This is a genomic window from Mucilaginibacter flavidus, assembly GCF_024055575.1.
Classification (GTDB): domain Bacteria; phylum Bacteroidota; class Bacteroidia; order Sphingobacteriales; family Sphingobacteriaceae; genus Mucilaginibacter; species Mucilaginibacter flavidus.
This window is the reverse complement of the sequence record NZ_JAMXOE010000006.1, coordinates 154,813-174,480: the sequence shown is the minus strand read 5'-3', so window position 1 is coordinate 174,480 and position 19,668 is coordinate 154,813. Positions and strand designations below refer to the sequence as shown.

The 19,668-nt window shown below is 43.7% G+C and carries 13 protein-coding genes; 6 read left to right on the top strand and 7 right to left on the bottom strand.

The window, feature by feature from the left end:
- Window positions 1–132 precede the first annotated feature (132 nt).
- From NAF19_RS12205 to NAF19_RS12195, 3 genes are all read left to right on the top strand, one after another.
- Window positions 133–849 (top strand): LytR/AlgR family response regulator transcription factor, encoded by a 717-nt coding sequence (locus tag NAF19_RS12205; RefSeq protein WP_252790332.1) that lies wholly within the window; start codon window positions 133–135, stop codon window positions 847–849.
- A 162-nt stretch (window positions 850–1,011) separates the two neighbouring features.
- Window positions 1,012–2,706, top strand: a complete 1,695-nt coding sequence (locus NAF19_RS30750) for an ATP-binding protein (protein ID WP_252790331.1) — start codon at window positions 1,012–1,014, stop codon at window positions 2,704–2,706.
- 157 nt (window positions 2,707–2,863) lie between these two features.
- Window positions 2,864–3,499, top strand: a complete 636-nt coding sequence (locus NAF19_RS12195; RefSeq protein WP_252790330.1) for a hypothetical protein — start codon at window positions 2,864–2,866, stop codon at window positions 3,497–3,499.
- 74 nt (window positions 3,500–3,573) lie between these two features.
- Here NAF19_RS12195 and NAF19_RS12190 read toward each other — a convergent pair whose 3' ends face one another.
- The 3 genes from NAF19_RS12190 to NAF19_RS12180 all read right to left on the bottom strand — a co-directional run bounded on the left by NAF19_RS12190 (window position 3,574) and on the right by NAF19_RS12180 (window position 6,664).
- Window positions 3,574–5,562, bottom strand: coding sequence for an HRDC domain-containing protein (locus NAF19_RS12190; RefSeq protein ID WP_252790329.1), 1,989 nt, complete (start codon window positions 5,560–5,562; stop codon window positions 3,574–3,576).
- 91 nt (window positions 5,563–5,653) lie between these two features.
- Window positions 5,654–6,049 carry a tRNA (N6-threonylcarbamoyladenosine(37)-N6)-methyltransferase TrmO gene (tsaA, locus tag NAF19_RS12185; protein ID WP_252790328.1) on the bottom strand — a complete coding sequence of 132 codons (396 nt, stop codon included), beginning with the start codon at window positions 6,047–6,049 and terminating at the stop codon, window positions 5,654–5,656.
- A gap of 147 nt (window positions 6,050–6,196) precedes the next feature.
- Window positions 6,197–6,664: a carboxymuconolactone decarboxylase family protein gene (locus tag NAF19_RS12180; protein WP_252790327.1), complete on the bottom strand. Its 468-nt coding sequence runs from the start codon at window positions 6,662–6,664 to the stop codon at window positions 6,197–6,199.
- A 145-nt stretch (window positions 6,665–6,809) separates the two neighbouring features.
- On the opposite strand from NAF19_RS12180, the gene NAF19_RS12175 reads away from it, so the two are divergent.
- Window positions 6,810–7,670: an ankyrin repeat domain-containing protein gene (locus NAF19_RS12175; RefSeq protein WP_252790326.1), complete on the top strand. Its 861-nt coding sequence runs from the start codon at window positions 6,810–6,812 to the stop codon at window positions 7,668–7,670.
- 5 nt (window positions 7,671–7,675) lie between these two features.
- Here NAF19_RS12175 and NAF19_RS12170 read toward each other — a convergent pair whose 3' ends face one another.
- A complete protein-coding gene (locus NAF19_RS12170) occupies window positions 7,676–12,991 on the bottom strand; it encodes an Ig-like domain-containing protein (protein ID WP_252790325.1) in 5,316 nt (1,771 codons plus the stop codon).
- Window positions 12,992–13,346: 355 nt separating this feature from the next.
- Here NAF19_RS12170 and NAF19_RS12165 point away from each other — a divergent pair, with 355 nt between their 5' ends.
- Window positions 13,347–14,783: a glycoside hydrolase family 30 protein gene (locus NAF19_RS12165; RefSeq protein ID WP_252790324.1), complete on the top strand. Its 1,437-nt coding sequence runs from the start codon at window positions 13,347–13,349 to the stop codon at window positions 14,781–14,783.
- Window positions 14,784–14,863: 80 nt separating this feature from the next.
- Here NAF19_RS12165 and NAF19_RS12160 read toward each other — a convergent pair whose 3' ends face one another.
- The 3 genes from NAF19_RS12160 to argB all read right to left on the bottom strand — a co-directional run bounded on the left by NAF19_RS12160 (window position 14,864) and on the right by argB (window position 18,048).
- A complete protein-coding gene (locus NAF19_RS12160; protein ID WP_252790323.1) occupies window positions 14,864–16,240 on the bottom strand; it encodes an aspartate kinase in 1,377 nt (458 codons plus the stop codon).
- A gap of 156 nt (window positions 16,241–16,396) precedes the next feature.
- On the bottom strand, window positions 16,397–17,215 hold the full coding sequence (gene proC, locus NAF19_RS12155; protein ID WP_252790322.1) for a pyrroline-5-carboxylate reductase: 819 nt from the start codon (window positions 17,213–17,215) through the stop codon (window positions 16,397–16,399).
- On the bottom strand, window positions 17,212–18,048 hold the full coding sequence (gene argB, locus NAF19_RS12150; protein WP_252790321.1) for an acetylglutamate kinase: 837 nt from the start codon (window positions 18,046–18,048) through the stop codon (window positions 17,212–17,214). The genes proC and argB overlap by 4 nt, the downstream gene beginning before the upstream one ends.
- 281 nt (window positions 18,049–18,329) lie before the next feature.
- Here argB and NAF19_RS12145 point away from each other — a divergent pair, with 281 nt between their 5' ends.
- Window positions 18,330–19,646, top strand: coding sequence for an NAD(P)/FAD-dependent oxidoreductase (locus NAF19_RS12145; protein WP_252790320.1), 1,317 nt, complete (start codon window positions 18,330–18,332; stop codon window positions 19,644–19,646).
- The last annotated feature ends 22 nt before the right edge of the window (window positions 19,647–19,668 follow it).

The following is a 19,668-nucleotide window of genomic DNA, read 5'->3' as shown; positions in this document are numbered from 1 at the left end:
TCTCAAATCTATCTATCCGGGCAGGCGTTTAAAAGTGCTACTCTACCAACGACATAAATAATCGGCCGGTGACGTTGGTTGAAGAATTTTACCCGTTGAAAACAGTTCATTATCATAATTTATTACGATAACATGGTTCATAACAACGACATAACGTGCATAGTAGTAGATGACGACCTGGTAGACAGGTTAATGACCTTGTCGTTTCTTAAAGACTATCCGCAGATTAAGGTATTAGGTTCTTATTCTTCATCCGCAGAAGCATTAGATGCCTGTATAAAATTAGCGCCCGATGTATTATTCCTGGATATAGATATGCCCGAATTAAACGGTTTGCAACTGCGGGGGCAACTAATGCAAATTCCAGCCTGTGTATTTATTACCAGTTTTCCTGAATACGCCTTAGATGGTTTTGAAGTAGAGGCCTTTGACTTTATTGTAAAACCATTTACGTCAGAACGATTTGAAAAAATGATAAATCGTTTGCAGGAATATTTTTTGATAAGAAATAAATCTGAACTACTGTCGCATACACTGGGTGCTGATACCATTTTTATAAAAGAAGGTACACGCCAAATTAAGCTCCAATTGCACGAAGTTATTTATTTGGAAGCCATGAAGGACTACACCAGCATCAACACCGTAGGCAAAAGATATATGGTACTCGAATCGCTAAGCCATTTAATTAAGGAGCGGGGCTTTGCGAATTTTATCAGGATACACAGAAGTTATGCAGTTCAAAAACATTATATAAAACAATACAATTCGCTAAAAGTGACACTGGCAAATAACTATACGTTACCGGTTGGAAGGAACTTTAAAGAAACATTGCAAAGTCTGTATCAATAAAAAAAGCAGCATGATTTACGCGATTGTTTAATTGCCTCTGTTAGAAACCAATACCCCTTTTATAATGAATATTAAAACATCAATTTTAATCTGCCTGCTGATTATTTGTTCCTCAGTTGTTGTTTACCCCAGGCTAATAAAAAGATTGATTCCTTAAAGCAGGTGGTAGCGCATATTAAGCCAGGCGATAAAGTAACAAAAGCATTTGAATTGATAGCCCTCGGGCAGCAATACACAAATAAGTCCGACTATATATCGGCGATGGATTGTTACCAGCAAAGCCTCAACATAGCGCAAAGTATAAACAGCGACTCTCTTACCGCAAATTGTTATAAGCACATGGCTATAATTGCTTTTGCTCAAAAGAATTATAACCGCGATAGTGTGTATAATGCTGATGCATTGAGGATTTACAAAAAAATTAACGACAAATTGGGTGAAGGCAGCGTACTGAGAGATATTGGGTCGGCGTACCTTAGACGCGGGATGCCGCTACAGGCAAAAATATACTATGATCAGGCATTGCCAATTTTTAAACAACTGGGGGAGGAGCAATTGGTGGCTGGGATATATTCAAACATGGCCACAATTTATAAAGACAACTACCGGAAATGTATCGAACTACATTTAGCCGCCAAAAGGATATGGGACAAATATCCGGGTGATGATGAACTAATCTCAATTAATACGGGGAATTTAGGAGTAGCCTATTTTTATATGGTTCGTTTTGGGGCTTTAAAATCAATCAAGCCCGATTCTATAATTTTCGCCGATTCGGTAAAAGATTTAAAAATAGCCCAGAAGTATATCAGGCAGGCTATAAAAATGACCGAACTCAGAAACGATATTGAAGATAAGGCGTATTACACCGAAATATTATCTGAATTACAATACCATAACGGCGACTATAAAGGCGCGTACGATAACTTTAACTTTTATCAGGATGTTACCGATTCCATTTTTTCACAGCAAAACAAAAACAAAATTGCTGAACTTGAAAGCAGGAATGAAATTCAAAAGAAGAACCAGGAAATACTAAATCAAAAAACACGAGCCCAATCTCAGCAGCGGAACATTCTGCTTTTATTAGCCGGGTTGGTTATAATGCTGATTATAGGAGGACTTTATTACCGGCTAAGCGCGGTTCGTAAACAAAAGAATATTGCCCTAACAAAGTTGAACGAACAGCTTGATAGTGCAAATAAGCTGAAGGCCAAGTTTTTTGCGATAATTACCCACGATTTGCGAAGCCCGATTGTAAGCCTGGTTAACTTTTTACAATTGCAAAAACGGGAGGCACGCTTGTTAAGCGAAGAACAAAAAGCTGAACAGGAATCAAAAATCACAAAGTCGGCTGTTGCACTTTTGGAGGTGATGGAAGAAATACTTTTATGGAGTAAAGGGCAAATGGAAAATTTTAGCCCCGAAAAAACGACCGTCGCCGTTACTGGTTTATTCTCTTATTTGAAAGACTTTTTCTCAGGAACTACCGGTATCAATTTTATTTACCAATCAGATGAAAACCTTATCCTTCGTACCGACGAGAACTATCTAAAGACAATTATGCATAACCTTACGCAAAATGCTGCCAATGCGTTAAAGGGAACACCAGGCGCAACTATTACCTGGAAAGCGTGGGAAGAAAGCGATCAATTTAAACTCTCAATTAGCGATAACGGGCCCGGAATGACCGATGAGCAGGTTAAAAACTTTGAAGAAAACCTGACCATTGGAAGCTCAAAACACGGTCTGGGCTTAAATCTTGTGAAAGATATGGCACAAACAATCGGGTGCACAATTACACTCAGCTCAAAAAAAGGCGCTGGTACAAGTTTCGTTTTAACTTTCAGTTCTTAGTGCAGGGTTACATAAATCAAACTAACGGGAACTGATGATTAAGCGTATTTTAAAGAAGCTAAAATCAAAATTCTTAATGTTAAATATTGTAAACTGACATGAGTTTTTATTATAATTGCTCACTTTATTTTGAGTAATAACTTTAACCTTTATCCTTATGCCTGCTTATCAATTAAACATCAACATCGCTGCAGCCGACCTGCAAACAATTTATGCCGCCAAAGAAAATATCGTTTTAATTAAAACAGTGGAGGGCGAGGCTCCTTTTTCGTGGGTTAGTTTTCCTCCTTTTGAAAGTAACGCTGTGACCTGGGATGAAGAGACGTATTCTGTTTATGCATCTGTAACCAACAACAGTGGCGTTGTAGTGGTAACGAGCTTTACCGAACAAGCTGCACAGTCTTCGCAAAATTACACGTTTGATAAGACGGGCGCCTTTTCGCAGCCCAACCCGGTACCTATCGGGCCAGATGCCTACCAGGTTACCAATCAATATTCTCCAGGCAGTGACCTTTCATTTGGTTTAGTGCAGGCAGTTTCGGTAAATGGCACAGCTATTGACAAAGCCCTGCTCAATTCGCAATTTATCCCGCTTGCACAGCATGCTATTTTCAGGCCGACAACACAGCTAACCATTTTCCTTGCAAGTAACATCGCCGCCGGAGAAATTGTTGACCCGTCGACAGAAAGCGGTGTTATAAGCCAATCGACAACAATTACGTTTGCTAATGGCATATTTGCAGCAACGGTTACCTATGATGCTGCAACTGGTAGTTTTGTGCAAAGTAGTTAAACTAAGGCACATAGCGCTGGGGGCATTTGAAATGGGGCTTAAAGGGTAACAAGCTTGTGTGAAATTTTAGCAACTTAAAACAAACTAGCCTGCTGCACATCCTGCCCTTGCAGTTCGTATTCATAAGCACGGATAAATGCTATAATTTCAGCCCCGTACTGAGCCGCCTTTTGCGGACCTACGCCTTTAACAGCACTCAACGCTTTGAGCACCGGCGGCAGCTTTTCGGCAATGGTCTCCAATGTCTTTTCGGATAATACCATGTTGGGCATAATGTTGTATTTGGCAGCAACAGTATCCCGCCAGGTTATCAACTGGAAAAAAAGTTTTTCGTTGGGTTTGGCGTTCAACGCCTTCAGGTATGCCCCCGACTTGTTGGTCAACAAAGATTTTTTTAATCCGAGATAAATGTCGGCTGTAAAATCTGATTCGGAAAAATGCTCCATAAGCGAAATACGCGCCATGGCCCAATTGATAAGCTGGTCAGCTTTGGTGGCTTTTTCTTTCGATTGACCTATAAATGCAGGTAGTTGAATATGAAGGTTTTCTATCGTCTCCCGCAGCTTACCGAGAAAATAAGCAGCGGCCGTTTTTATGCGGTCATTATCACACAACGATAACCTCCGAACAAATTTTTCCGCCACTTCGATAATAGCCGGATCGAGATCAGGGATAAGTTCTTCAAATCCTTTATATTTTCTTTTTAGGCCACCGAAATCAAACAACTCCGCCAGCAGAAACTGCCGGTAAAGTTCGCGGTCGCGTTCCAGCCTTTGAGCATCAGGCTGCAACTGCTTTGCCTGTTCATTAAAACGCCCCACTGCCGGATCACCAATGATATTATTTGCAGTGATGGGATTACGCAGTACCATTCCCGAAAGGCTGCGACAGCGGCTCAAAGCCACGTAGGTTTGACCATGGGCAAACGCCTCGCTCACATCAATAATAGCCCTGTCGAAAGTTAATCCCTGGCTTTTGTGAATGGTGATGGCCCAAGCCAGTTTTAGTGGTATTTGGGCGAAGCTGCCGGCTGTGGTCTCGCTGATTTGCTGCTCTTCCATCTGGTATTTAACGTTCGTCCACTCAACGGCCTGCACGGCAATTTCTTTGCTTTCTCCGCATTGAACAAAAACAATGTCGGCCGCGAGCTTGGTAACGGTACCTATTTTCCCATTGTAATAAAGCTTTTCAGCCGAGCTATCGTTTTTTACAAACATCACCTGTGCACCAACCTTTAGCTTGAGGTTGGTTTCGGTAGGATAGGCGTCTTTCGGAAATTCGCCCCTTATTGTTGCCGTAAATTCAGACTCATCACCTTCCTGCGCTTCAACAAATTCACTATTGATTTGCTGGGCAAGCCCATTATGAGTGGTTAATGTTATATACGGGTCGTCTTTAGCGGGACGAAAACCCGGCTGGTGCCTCGCATTCAGCAGTTCCAGGCTTCTGGGGCTAATAGACTGATTGCGCACCTCATTCAAAATATCTACAAATGCCTGCTCTTTTTGGCGGTATACATGATCGAGTTCAATGCGCACATACGGCGCTTTCTGCATAACTATGCTGCTGAAAAAATATGGGGTTGAATAATACCTGCTCAACATAATCCACTCTTCGTCCCTTATAATCGGGCTCAATTGGGAAAGGTCGCCGATGAGCAGTAGTTGCACGCCGCCAAATGGCGATGGACATTCCTTTATATTACGGAGTATAAGATCTATTTGATCGAGCACATCGGGCCTTACCATACTTACTTCATCTATAATAAGCAGTTCAAGATTTTCCAGTAATTCTCTTTTCTCGGCGCTGTAATATGCGTCCGGCTTTGCATCTCCCGAAGGGATAATAGGCCCGAAAGGAATTTGAAACAGCGAATGAATGGTCATACCACCGGCATTGATCGCTGCAACGCCTGTTGGAGCAACAACGGCTAGTTTCTTTTTACAATCCCGCCTTATTTGTTGCAGGAATGTTGTTTTACCTGTGCCAGCTTTACCAGTTAGGAAAATCACCGTGTTGGTTAATTCCACATAGTCGAAAGCTAATTGCATTACCCGGTTCATTGCGGTAAAGTTATACTAATATTTTTAGTTTTTATATGGATGTTATCCACACTGCCTAAAGCCGGCCTTAATTTTGATTGAAAACCTGATATTATCTCAACAATGGTTTTATATCAATTACCGGCGTCTGATCAAGCGCCTCAAGGCCGGCCACTTTAATCACTCCTTCTGCAGAAAGATCAATAACCGTTACCGGGTGGATGCCGATGGGGTTAGGTCGGGCTCGCGACCGTGTTGAAAAGACGCCAACAACCGGGGCATCTATGTTATTGCGCGGGTAGCATTTTATAACGCTTCTGTCGGCGGCATGCAGCCAGGTTAGTAGCAAAATTTCGGCGCCTGATTTTAGGTCTTTAATACCTTCTATAAATTCCGGGTAAATAATCACTTCCGCATCCGGCGCATTTTCGTTACCCTGCAACGGGCAGTCCTCAATAGTTTTTAACGCCGAATTTATTTTGCCGATATATTTTATTTTTGCATCCATAGTCTATTTACAAATATTTATAGAAAGCCTGCCTGGGTTATCGACCTGAATTATCCATATTAAATTATCCAGTGAAATAACACGCAAAAGATACTCGTTTATCCAGAGTATCTTTTTGCATAGTTATTAATTGGTTGAGGTTTGTATTTAGTGACTGCCAAAATCACCAACCTTGTATGTACCAACCAGCGGGCGAAACGCAATATTGATACGGTTATAACTGTTAATGGTATTAACAGCAACGGTTAAATCAACCAATTCGTCTTCGGTAAACTGGCTGCTTGCATGTTCAAAAACCTCATCGGAAACGGTGTTGTCGGTTAATTTTGTAAGAGCCTCGGCCCAGGCGAGTGCAGCCCGTTCACGGTCGGTGAAAAAAGGGGTATCGCGCCAGGCATCCATAACATAAAGGCGTTGTTCGGTTTCGCCTTTAGCGCGTAAATTCTTTGAGTGCATATCCAGACAAAATCCGCATCCGTTAATTTGCGATACCCTAAAGTAAATTAAATCTAAAAGTGATTTTTCAATTGGCGATTTAGCAAGATAGCTTCCCAAACCATACATAGCTTTAAACGCATTCTGTCCTTTTTCAAACAAATTAATTCTTGGTTCCATTTTAGTTATATTTATTTTGTTATTTATACTACAATGATGAATGAGGTTCATTGAAATGGACATTTTGATTGATCTTTTTTAAGTTTGACATTCGGGAACGCTAACTCACTTACTAACAGATAACAAAATTTGAAAGGATATAATAATGGACATTTCGAAAATTAGCGACGCTTTATTTCTTGAAGCAATAGCCGCTGTCGACGGCGGCAATATACCTGTGCTGAAAGATTTGATAACTGCGCATCCACGCCTGATAACTGAACGGCTAAACTACCCATCAGGCGATTATTTCGACAGCCCATATCTTCTATGGTTTATCGCCGACAATCCCATCCGCAATGAAAAACTACCGGCTAATATTGTCGAGGTTACTGCTTTGCTGATAGCTGAGATAAAGAAACATGCACCCGACACCGTTGAAAAGCAACTTGATTATGCCCTTGGCCTGGTAGCTACCGGACGAATACCCCGGGAATGTGGCGTGCAAATACAACTAATGGATGTACTGATAGATGCTAGCGCCACTCCACACGGTTGTTCAGGCGCCCTTGCGCATGGCAATATTGAAGCTGCAGCCCATCTTATAAAACGCGGCAGCAAACTAACATTGACCACTGCCGTAGGCCTTAATTGGGTGGATGATGTTGTGCGCCTCGCCTCTTCAGCTACCGACGACGAAAATTTAGCTGCGTTAACAATGGCAGCATTTTATGGTAAAACTGATATGGTGGCTTATTTGCTAAATCTAGGTGTCGACCCGAATGATTATCCTAAAAAAGGGACCGGGTTCCACACGCAAGCAACGCCGCTTCACCAGGCCGTGTGCTCCCGTTCGCTGGATTCAGTGAAGCTGCTGGTTGAAGCAGGGGCCAGGCTCGACCTTACAGACAAAGCATACGGCGGAACACCATTGGGTTGGGCGAAATACATGCAGACTGAAGATACTGACGAGCAACATCAAAAGGAGTACGCAGTTACAGAAGCCTATCTTTCAGGCCTAAATTAGGCCTGTTATCTTATCAACGTAACATTGCCCGAAAGCACCTGGTTAAAGAGTTTGGTATCTATTACGTAATAATAAACGCCCACCGGTAACTGTTTGCCGTTGTATATGCCGTCCCATGGCTTATCATAGCCGATAGAGTGATATACCTTTTGGCCGTAGCGGGTAAATATATCAACGGTGGCTTCCGTGTATGCAATTAAGCCTTGTATGTTCCATTGGTCGTTTACGCCATCGCTATTGGGCGTAAATGTGTTAGGCACAACAACCTCCGGCGAAACCTTTACCATAGTTGAGTCGCTGCTTACGCACCCGCGGCTGTCTGTAACCGTAAGCGTATAAGTGCGGTCAACAATACCTGTTATTATCGGATTTTTTATTTTATTATCGCTTATATCAATATTGGGCGTCCATAAGTATTGTACATTGTTATCACTTACATTTGGGTGCAGCGTAATTGTGCGATTGCGTAGTACATATCGTAACTTTTCGGCAGTAACTTTTGCAGGCGGGATAAACGTTATCTTCATCGTATCAGTTTCAATCTGGCACGGCCCGGGGTTAGTGACATGTAGCACCAGGTTAACAAATCCGGCTTTTACGTCAGCCGCGCTGGGAAGATAATTTGCATTGTAGTCTGTTGCCGATGGTGTAAAGCTTCCTCCCGGGCCGGTGGACGTCCACAGGGCCTGGGTTCCCGCAAGTATTGGCGAGCCGGCTAATTGTATAGTTGGCGTCTGTTCGCAGACGGCTTGGTCGGGCCCGGCTTTTACAGCAGGTAGTGGCCCGAAAAAAACGGTAACATCGTCTGTAGAAATTGCACAATTATCGTCGCTGGTCGAAGTGAGCGTAAAAGTAACCTGTCCGGCATTCTTTTCGTCCTGAGATGGCTTATAGTGTGCATTTAAATCTGTAAGTGATGAAAATGTTCCGGCATTGGTACTGTGCGACGACCATATCCCTGTTCCTCTTCCACCCTTTACAGTGCCGGCTAGTATGATTTCCGGGTCTGTTATACAAACGATCTGGTCTGGGCCTGCATCGGCTATTCCAGGTGTCCTTATTTCTACAAGCTGTGTTGTTGAGACCTCGCTCGAGCAACCATTAACGGTAACAGTTAAACTATAAACACCGGTTTTAGCGACCGATGCGTTGGGGATATCCGGATTTTGGTCGGTAGATGAATAACCATTTGGGCCTGTCCACAAAAACGTACCAGCAGCAACGTCACCTGTACGCAATTGCAAAGTGCTGCCCACACATATAGGTGCATTAGTATTAGCAACAGGTTTATCAGGCTGCGGATGAACAAATATTGCAAGGGTAAAGCTTTTCCCTGGACACCCGTTGGCAAAAGGAGTAATAGCATAATATACATTGATGGAAACAGGAGTGTGGTTTACAAGAGTTTCGGTAATAGTCGACGACGTTTGATTGGTGACAGTTGGATTGGTGATGCCTGGTACTGCAAGCCGGCTCCAAATGTATGTTGCCGATGGTATGTTTGAAGTTATTACGTAATTTTGCGGCACGTTGCTACATGCCTCTCCGGCGTCTGCACTTGTTACCTTCACCGACGGGTTCACCGTTACATCCAGCTCAAACGGAATACCGGTACAGGTTAGTGTTTGTGATGTGATGATATATTTAACAACGATTGGTGCGTCCGTAGTATTAATTAAAGTTTCGCGAATGGTAGCTGTGTTTTGTCCAGAAACTGCCGCATTCGTTATCCCCGGTACTGCAGCGCGACTCCATTCAAAATCGGCAGCGGTATTAAAAGTGATATTATAGTTTACAGGTGCTTCATTACATATGGCAGGCGGCTGTCCGCTTGTAACTGTTGGGGTGGGGTAAACGGTGACCGCGTATTTAAATGGAGTACCCGGGCAACCATTATTTATTGGGGTTATAATGTAGGCGACATTTACAGCAGCACCGCTTGTATTTAATAAAGTTTCGGTGATGATATTACTTGTTTGGTTTGTTGCAGGTGCATTACTTATACCGGCAACGGCGGCGCGGCTCCACAAAAAGGTAGCCGCTGAAATATCTGCTGTTATGGTATAGTTTAAAGCATTGCCGCTACAAACAGTACCTGTTGATGCACTGGTTACATTGGGAAGCGCCGATACCGTTACATCTACCTGTGTGCGCGGGCTGGTACAACCATTAATGGTTACCTGCACATAATAAGTTTGATTAGTTGTTAGCGCCGGCGTAGTGTAGGTGCTATTTTTTGATAAAAGGTTTCCACCTGCCGCCGCATCGTACCATTCAAAATTTCCGGTTAAATCGGCAGGAGTAAGTGTAGCGGTGTTACCGGCACATATTGGTGCTGGTGGCACAATCGGCGCTGCAGGGATATTATTAACAGTTACGAGCACAGATATACGCGGGCTGGTAACACCAAGGCTATTTACAGCCTCAACATAGTACGTGGTATTAACCAATAACACAGGCGTTGTAAAGTTAGCACCCGTAAATAACAAGTTACCGGCAACCAGTGCGTCGTACCATTTGTAAGTTCCTCCGGGCGCAATTGCACTTAAATTTGCGCTGCTGCCTAAACAGGTTGAATTACCGGTAACTGTTGGTGCGGCAGGCCCGTTTTTAAAAGTAATGGTCATTTTATCCGACTTTGGCCCACATGAGCCAGCCGGGTCATCAGAGGTAAAAGTAAGCGTGGCGGATAATTCCCCCGCACCGGGTGTATAAACAGGGTTTGGTATTGTAGTATTTGAAAACGAGCCTGTCCCGCCCGACCAAGTACCCTTTGGAACACCGCTTACATTGCCCGCGAGTTGTACTGCACTGCCCGCGGTAACGGTTTGATTGGGCCCGGCGCTAATGGTTGCGGCCTGTTCTACCGTCACATCTGTGCTTGAAGTGCTTCCACCGCATCCACCGGTAGCCGTAATAGTATTTGTGACCGTATATTTCTGGGGCACACTTTTTTTCAGGTCAATTTCTCCTGTAGCGCTGTTGATGACCAAACCTGCAGGCGCAGCGGTAAAATTACCGCCGCTCCCAACCCCGCCGAAATTAGGACGCGGATTGGCAGCATCCTGGCAAAACGTTGGGCTGCTGTACGAGAATGATGAATTAGCTGCTATAAAAATTTTAAAGCTGGCTTTTTCCGGAGTTGAGCAACTGCCATTCCCAACAAAAGTGATGGTATACGTTCCGGGCGTGCTGCTGCTTATTGTTATCGCTCCTGTTGTAGGGTCTATAGTTAACCCCGCCGGTGATGCGCTGAATGTACCGCCTGCTGGCTCAAAAATGGTAGGGGCAATTGTACCGGGTGTAAGCGAACAAACCGAACCTGCCGGATATTTAAATTGTGGTGTTATTGCTGAGCCAACTGTTACAGTAACTGGTGTGCGGCTGCTTATACACGTTCCTGCTACACTTTGTACATAGTAAGTGGTGGTTGCAGTTAATGCCGGGGTTATGAAGGTCGGGCCGATTTTAACCCGGTTGCCGGCAGTCGGTGCATCGTACCATTCGATACTGCCGCTTGCTGCAGTTGCTGTTAAAGTTGCTTTTGATCCTGAGCAAACGTTTGTGCCCGATGCCGTTGGTGCTGTTGGAACGGGATTTATTATTACAGTTACTGCCTTGCGCGCACTTGTGCAGCCATTAACGGTTGTTTGAACGTAATAAGTTGTAGTTGTTATTAACGGCGGGGTCGTATATGCCTGTCCTGTCGCCAACTGGGTGCCCCCGGTTGCAGCGTCATACCATTCGTAAGTCCCGGTACTGCCTGACGCTGTCAACGAAGCCGGGCTACCCGAACAGGTTGACGTATTGGCGGCACTTGGCGGGTTCACTACTGGGGTAACTGTAACAGTTACAGCTTTACGGGGGCTAACGCAACCGCTTATAGTTGTTTGTACATAATATTTAGTTGTTACGGTTAGTGCCGGGGTAGTAAAGGCAGTGCCTGTAAACAATGGTACGCCACCAGAGGCAACATCAAACCATTGATAAGATCCACCGGGCCCTGTAGCTGTTAAGGTAGTTGTTGAGCCATTGCAGATAATTGCACCTGCTACCGATGGTGCGGCGGGAGGCGGGTTTATAATCACGGTAACCTTTGAGCGGGCACTTGTGCAGCCACCATTGTTATACAACACATAGTAGGTTGTTGTGGAGTTAAGTACCGGTGTTTGATAGGTAAGCCCGTTTTGCAACAGCGTTCCGCCTGCGGGTAAATCATACCACTCGTACGTACCGGTTGCTGGTGGCGAGGCTGAGGCAGTAAGTAAAATCGACGACCCTTTGCAGGTAGTTTGTATCTGATCGCTAGGAGCGGCTGGGATAGGAGTAACTGTAACCGTAACTGGTACCCGCGAACTTACACAGTTATTTATTGAATTTTCAACATAGTAGGTTGTGCTGACATTTAAGGGCGGTGTTGTGTAATCGGGGCTTAAAATAAGGGCAGTACCACCGCTTGGTACATCATACCAGGCAAAGATGCCCGGCCCTGGCGTAGCATGCAGGCTGGCTTTTGACCCGGCACAAACCGATTTTCCCTGCACAACGGGTGTTTGCGGCGCAGGCGTTACGGTTACATTCACTGGGGTGCGGGCACTGGTACATCCACTTATTACTGCTACCACATAATAGATGGTGCTGGTCGTTAACGGCGGCGTTACAAAATTCGCGCCGCTGGCTATTGGGCTGCCTCCGCTTGCCGAGCTATACCATTCGTAACTGCTGCCTCCGCTGGCAGTTAACGTAGTTCCATTCCCGAAGCAAACTGTCGCATCTTTTACAGTCGGGTTACCCGTTGCATTAACAAAAACCGGGGTACGCAGGCTTGGGCAGCCGTTTATCGTGGTTTGTACATAAAAAGTTATCCCCGAGTTAATGGCTGGGGTTACATAGGTGTCGCCACTAAATAGAAAGGTACCTCCGGTGGGCGCATCGTACCATTGGTAAGCGCCGCCGGGGCCGCTGGCAGTCAGTGTGGCCGATGTACCGGGGCAAACCAAAGTATTGCCGGTTACGGTGGGTGCATTGGGGCTTACACCTACACTTATGGTAATTTTACCGCTAACACCCGGGCAACCCGGCGATGTTACCGTAACGCTGTAGGTGCCTTCTTTGTTTACGGTGGTTGTCGGGCCGCTGGCGCCGTTGCTCCATACATATGTAAAGGGGCCGTTGCCGCCCGAAGGAGTGGCGGTTAACAAAACGCTATTGCCCGAACAAATACTTGTGTTTGATGCAGATACATTAACACCCTGCGCGCATTGGCTGTAGCCGCTTAGTGATAACAATAAACAAACAAGAACAAGTAAGTAATTCCTCATAAACGTTAATGAGTGTTTTTCTTTTTCAGATACGGCTAAATAAAGTAATTAGCTGCCTGTGCTAAATAATAAATTAACTTTTATACGGAATATTGCCCGTATTTGTTTAGTTATTAGCACGTTTAACTGTTAAGGATATTTGCAGTTAATTATTAAGTAAAAGTACAAAAAACTAAACCGTTGTAACAAACTTAATACACGGAAGTTACCAAGAGAATCTACCATATGTTAATAAACCGACAAGGAGACACCTAACATTAACCAAAATATATTAAAACGGCAACGAGATGATTTCAGATTGCCGTTTTAGTTATATTAGCCTGCCACTATTTTACAACCAGTTATTAACTATATTATGCCTGCAATTTTCAGAACCACGCTTGCGTTGCTGCTTTCAACATTTTTGTTAACTGATGGTTTTTGTCAGAAGACCGCAAATAAGCATAAAAAAAGTACCGCCGGTACCAATGGCGCCGTTGAGTTATGGCTTACAGACCCGACAGACTCAATATTATTTAAGCGGGAGAAAGTTGCACAGTCGGCAGTTTCAAATCAGTCGCCAACCATAAAGATCAACAAATTAAAGGCTTATCAATCCATCGATGGCTTTGGATATGCCCTAACCGGGGGTAGTGCAATGCTAATAAACAAAATGACACCGGCAGGCAGAGCAAAGCTTTTACATGAGTTGTTTACCACACAAGGCAATGCTATTGGTGTAAGTTATTTGCGAATAAGTGTGGGCTCGTCTGATTTGGACGACCATGTTTTTTCGTACGATGATTTGCCGAAAGGCGAAACAGACCCCGAGCTTAAAAAATTCAGTCTTGCAAACGATGAAGGAAATTTGATGCCGGTTTTAAAACAAATACTGGCTATAAATCCAAAGTTAAAAATATTGATATCGCCATGGTCACCACCAGCCTGGATGAAAACTAATGAAGAAACATATGGCGGCAATTTGAAACCGGAGTATTATAAAACCTACGCCCAATATTTTATTAAATACATTACAGGGATGGCTGCACGGGGCATAATAATTGACGCTTTAACCATTCAAAACGAACCGCTCAATCCCAAAAACAACCCCAGCATGGTAATGGAAGCACCACAACAGGCTGATTTTATTGCCAATGATTTAGGCCCAGCATTAGCCACTGCTAAACTCAAAACAAAAATTATTCTTTACGATCATAATGCCGACCGGCCCGATTATCCGATATCGGTATTGGATAATAAAGCTGCAGCCAAATATGTAGATGGCTCGGCGTTTCATTTATATGGCGGTAAAATCGATGCTTTATCCACTGTACATAACGCGCATCCCAACAAGGGCTTATACTTTACTGAACAGTGGGTTGGGTCGCCGGGTAACCTTAAAAATGAGTTGAAATTTCACGTTAAGGAAATTATTGTTGGTGCTACCCGCAACTGGAGCCGCAATGTGATTGAATGGAATTTGGCAGCCGACCAAAACCAGGAACCGCATACCACTGGAGGCTGCAACCGCTGTTTAGGGGCTATAACAATAACAGGCGACGCCGTTACCCGCAACCCGGCATATTATATTATTGCCCATGCCGCCAAATTTGTCAGGCCCGGCTCAAAAAGGGTGGAATCAAATTTATTGCCGGGTTTACCAAACGTAGCATTTGTTAACCCCGATGGTAAATTGGTACTGATAGTTTATAATGACGACTCGTCATCGCGCAGCTTTAATATTGCCTTTGGCAAAAAAGCAGTGTCGTCGGCATTAAACGCAGGTGCCGTGGGTACGTATGTTTTAAATTAAGACTTTTGGCGATTTAAAGGCAAATACGCTTTGTAAATTAGCAGCATGAAGTATGTAAGGTACATCAGGCTGTCGATTTATTACCCCATAGCTTTGTTCAAAGCGATTATAGCGGTATCAAAGTCCTCCCTGTCAATTAAGAACTGGATATTTACCTTGCGCAACGCGAAGCCGGCACTCTTAATATTGATATGTTTGTCAGCAAGCGCCATCGCAGATTTAGCCAGTAGCCCGGGCCTATCCATGTTAGAGCCTATCAGGCAAACCATGGCCGCTTTTTCAACGGTCACTTTCTCAAATTTATCTTCCAGCTCGTGTATCAGCTTTTTGCTGAAATCTTTCTCCCAAATCACTATCGATATGCTGTTGGCATTGGTAGCCTTAAAATTATAGCTGATGTTGTGATTATAGAATAACTGCATAATCTCCAGGTCACTTCCCGGCGTGCCCACCATTGATGGGTCGTAAATGTCGATGATAATTACTTTATCAGTGCCGGTAATAACTTCAACGCGCTTGTGTTCGCAAATATATTCGCGGGTTATTAGCGTTCCGGGGTGCTCAGGGTCGAATGTGTTTTTAATTCGAAGGTTTATATCATTGATTTCCAATGGCTTTGATGCCTTTGGGTGAATGGCTTCCATGCCCACATCGGCCAGCTGATCAGCAACATCGTAATTGGTGTTTCCTACAGGGTAGCAATTGTCGACACCAACTAAAACAGGGTCGGCAGTGCATAAATGGTATTCTTTGTGGATGATGGCTTCCTCGGGTTTAACAGCCACGGCTATCTTACTGAACGTAACTTCGGAATAACCACGGTCAAATTCGCGCATAATACCTTCAGTGCCTTTGGCGTAGCCGGTAACAATGCATATAGTTTTCTCAAAATCAATATGTTGCAGGTCGCGTTTAATACGCTGGTCGATTGTGTAGGAGTGGTGGTCGTTAAAGCCGCTCAAGTCAACCAGAGTGGCATTAATGCCACTCTGCCGCAAAATATTGGTGAAATTGAAGGCAGAATGGCTCTCACCAATAGATGCCAAAATCTCTCGTGCTGCCTGTAAAATTCCCTCGCTGCTTACATAGCCCGATGACAGGATGTTAGCAAGGTTCTCGAGGTAGGTTTGTGCATCTTGTATACGTTTTTCAATAAATGAGTCAGCTTCGGCAATGTTCAAACCTAAATCTTCGTAGGTTTTGTTTATTTGCTTAAGCTTTATTACCAACTCATTCAGTGGTTTATGAAAATCTTTAAAATTTGCCAGGTTATGGTAAACGCCGGGCTCGCCGGTTTTCTTATTCTCGAGCAACAGGTTGGTAACCCCCGAAAATGCTGACACAACAAAAATGCGGTTATACAATTGCTCGCCGCTGCGGTTAAAAAGGATGATGTTTTGGATTACATCTTTTAATGCGGACATGGATGTGCCGCCGATTTTTTCTACTGTTAACATTTTAAAACTAAGCTTCTGTAGCGAAGCGCTAAATTGATGCCGTTAATTAAAAACCTATTTAGTTGCTTAATCTACAGCTTATTATGGTTTTTTATTGAAGTTGATTATGATGCTAATGCTATCGTTTTGATAAATTTTTATCAAAATGAAGTAATTTTATTCTTCCTTATGATAAAGGTCGCCGGCCTTGGCAGCAGAGAGTTTTATACCCTTTATCATAGCTGAACTAAAGCCATTGTGTTCCATCTCGTTCAACCCGGCAATAGTACAGCCGCTTGGCGACGTTACTTTATCAATTTCCTGTTCGGGGTGTGATGACAGTTGCAGGAGCAGGTCGGCGGCGCCTTTTGCTGTTTGTGCAGCCATTTTTAAGGCATCATGTGCGTGGAAGCCAATTTCTGTTCCACCCTGCGAAGCTGCGCGTATGGACCTTAAGAAGAATGCTATACCACAAGCACATAAAGCAGTGGCCGAAGTCATTAGTTCCTCGTTTATTTGTATGGTTACACCCACAGTTTCAAAAAGAGAGCGCACGAAGTTGATATTTTTAGGCGTACCGTTGTCGGTAGCAATACAGGTCATAGAGTGGCCTATAGCTATGGCAGTATTAGGCATGGCACGCACAACCTGTACATTTAGGTCCAACTGCGTGCGAATGTCGCCGCAGCTAACACCAGATACAACAGATATAAGCAGTTGTTTATCAGGCTTTATAGATGGCTTAATTTCATCAAGCAGTTTATTTAGCTGGTGCGGCAAAACCGCCAGTACTATAAAGTCAGCTTTGCGTACCGCTTTAAGGTTATTGTCAGTAGTATGGTAGCCCAACTCAGCATACGGAGCCAGTGCACCCGCATTGCGGCGGGTTAACGAAATTTGCTGCGGCTTGCATATCCCTGCCTTAACCAATCCTTTTGCTAATGAAAGCCCTATATTTCCGCTGCCTAATATGGCAATGTGTTGCTGTGAATTCATTCGTATCTGCTTAAAAGTGTGCCAAATGGTTCGTTATTTTTCAATTTGCCAAGGTCGTTTGAGTGACCGATAATTACGCCCTTTACACCACACGAGATGGCTGCAAAGGCATTATCCAGCTTGGGCAACATTCCGCTGTGTATAATTTGTTCTGTTTTCAATTCTTCGTAACGTTTAGGGCTGATATCCTTTATTAGAGATTCCTCGTCGTTTATATCTTTCAATACACCCTTTTTCTCGAAACAATAAATAAGGGTTGTTTTGTATAACCCCGATAGCGCTACAGCCAGGGCCGAAGCAATGGTGTCGGCATTGGTATTTAGCAACTGCCCTTCGCCGTCGTGTGTTAAAGCACAAAAAACAGGGGTAAAGCCGCCATCCATCAGATTCTTTAAGTTTTTAGGATTTATCGAGTCTTCATCAATATCGCCAACAAAACCATAGTCTATTGTTTTTACCGGGCGTTTCTTTGCACGGATAAAATCCCCGTCGGCGCCTGTTAAACCAATTGCGTTGGTGCCAAAGCGTTGCAACTGGGCCACTATGTTCTTGTTAATTAGCCCGCCGTACACCATGGTTACCACACGTAAAGTTTCAATGTCTGTAATCCTGCGACCGTCAACCAGCTTTGGCTCAATACCAAGTGTTTCGGAAAGCTGGGTTGCAACCTTGCCACCGCCATGAACGAGTATTTTAAATCCGTCGAGTGCATTGAAATCTTTCAGGAAATTGTGCAGGTTTTCTGAATTATCTATAACATTTCCGCCAATTTTAATAACATACAGATTAATATCAGTGCTGTTATTGGTGGAAACTGTATTGATTTTGCTCATATTACCCAAATTATCAACACTAAAAGTTAAAAATCTTTCATTACGTGCTAATTTTCGGTAAAATTAATAAAAAATACCTTGTTTATTTAAATAAATGGTTAAAAATAGCTGATTTTGTTATTAAAGAAGGATTGCCGGGAGCAGACAAATATACTCTTTAAATCAATATACGTCAATATCCAAAACTGATAAGTCAGTAAATTGTATATAATTACGGCTACACAATAAGTTTACAATGCATTTATGAAAGATTGTGTAATATTGAATTTTTACAAACGTATATGTTTACTGTTACATCTGAAGATAAAAATGGCGGTTCCAGGCCGCGGGTGGTGATTATTGGCGGCGGATTTGGCGGACTGGCATTAGCACAAAAATTAAAAAAGGCACCGGTTGATATACTGTTGCTTGATAAGCATAATTATCACACTTTTCAGCCGCTGTTATACCAGGTGGCTATCGGCTCAATCGCGGCCGACTCTGTAGGATTTCCTATCCGCAGAATATTTACTAAACAGGAAAACTTCAGCTTTAATATGGCCGAAGTGCAAAAGATAAACCCGGAAAGCAATACCATATCAACCGATATAGGAACCATCCATTACGATTACCTGGTAATTGCAACCGGTTCAAATACCAACTTTTTCGGCAATGAACAGATAGAGCATTTTGCGATGCCGATGAAGAATATCCCGGAGGCATTGAACCTGCGCAGTCTTATCCTGCAAAATTTGGAAACTGCCCTGGTTACCACCGACATGCGCGAAAAATTTGCACTAATGACCTTTGTTGTAGTCGGCGGCGGGCCAACAGGTGTTGAACTTTCGGGTGCACTTGCCGAAATGCGGCACTTGATTTTAGGCAAAGATTACCACGGGTTGAGCAAATATGATATGCGCGTTTACCTGGTAGAAGGTAAGGACCGGCTATTGGCTGGTATGACTGAACCCGCATCGGCGGCTGCTAAAAAGTTTTTAACTGATGGCGATGTAATTATATACAACAGCGCCCATGTGCAAAGCTACGACGGGTTTTATTTAACTATTGATAACGGCAAAACCATAAAAACCCGGAACGTGCTTTGGGCGGCAGGAGTGAAGGGTGAAGTCCCAAATGGCATTCCAGCTGATGTTGTTATTCGTGGTTCACGCATACAAACGGATGAAATAAACCGGGTAAAGGGGTATCAGAATATTTTTGCTATAGGTGATGTAGCTGCAATAATTACCGACGCAATCCCAAATGGGCACCCCGGTGTGGCTCCTGCAGCGATACAACAGGGGCAGTGGCTGGGTAAAAACTTAATTCATTTAATTAAAGGTGAACCTACCGAGCCGTTTATTTATAAAGACAAGGGAACACTGGCCACCATAGGCCGTAACAAGGCCGTTGCAGATTTGGGCAAGTTGCATTTTCAGGGTTTTTTTGCCTGGCTGCTATGGGGAGTGGTTCACATTATGTCGCTGGCGGGTTTCTCAAATAAGGGAATAATATTTATAAGTTGGGTTATAAACTATTTTAATAAAAACAGCGATAACAGGCTTGTAGTAAGAAGCTTTAATACCGAAACGCGCCTGGCCAACCAGTCATCAAAATAGGTAATGGCCCGTGTAAAACATT

Excerpts from the sequence above, each read along its gene's own strand:
- NAF19_RS12205 (WP_252790332.1), top strand. The coding sequence starts at position 133 with ATGGTTCATAACAACGACATAACGTGCATAGTAGTAGATGACGACCTG.
- NAF19_RS12195 (WP_252790330.1), top strand. The coding sequence starts at position 2,864 with ATGCCTGCTTATCAATTAAACATCAACATCGCTGCAGCCGACCTGCAA.
- NAF19_RS12190 (WP_252790329.1), bottom strand. The coding sequence starts at position 5,562 with ATGAACCGGGTAATGCAATTAGCTTTCGACTATGTGGAATTAACCAAC.
- tsaA (WP_252790328.1), bottom strand. The coding sequence starts at position 6,049 with ATGGATGCAAAAATAAAATATATCGGCAAAATAAATTCGGCGTTAAAA.
- NAF19_RS12180 (WP_252790327.1), bottom strand. The coding sequence starts at position 6,664 with ATGGAACCAAGAATTAATTTGTTTGAAAAAGGACAGAATGCGTTTAAA.
- NAF19_RS12175 (WP_252790326.1), top strand. The coding sequence starts at position 6,810 with ATGGACATTTCGAAAATTAGCGACGCTTTATTTCTTGAAGCAATAGCC.
- NAF19_RS12170 (WP_252790325.1), bottom strand. The coding sequence starts at position 12,991 with ATGAGGAATTACTTACTTGTTCTTGTTTGTTTATTGTTATCACTAAGC.
- NAF19_RS12165 (WP_252790324.1), top strand. The coding sequence starts at position 13,347 with ATGCCTGCAATTTTCAGAACCACGCTTGCGTTGCTGCTTTCAACATTT.
- NAF19_RS12160 (WP_252790323.1), bottom strand. The coding sequence starts at position 16,240 with ATGTTAACAGTAGAAAAAATCGGCGGCACATCCATGTCCGCATTAAAA.
- proC (WP_252790322.1), bottom strand. The coding sequence starts at position 17,215 with ATGAATTCACAGCAACACATTGCCATATTAGGCAGCGGAAATATAGGG.
- argB (WP_252790321.1), bottom strand. The coding sequence starts at position 18,048 with ATGAGCAAAATCAATACAGTTTCCACCAATAACAGCACTGATATTAAT.
- NAF19_RS12145 (WP_252790320.1), top strand. The coding sequence starts at position 18,330 with ATGTTTACTGTTACATCTGAAGATAAAAATGGCGGTTCCAGGCCGCGG.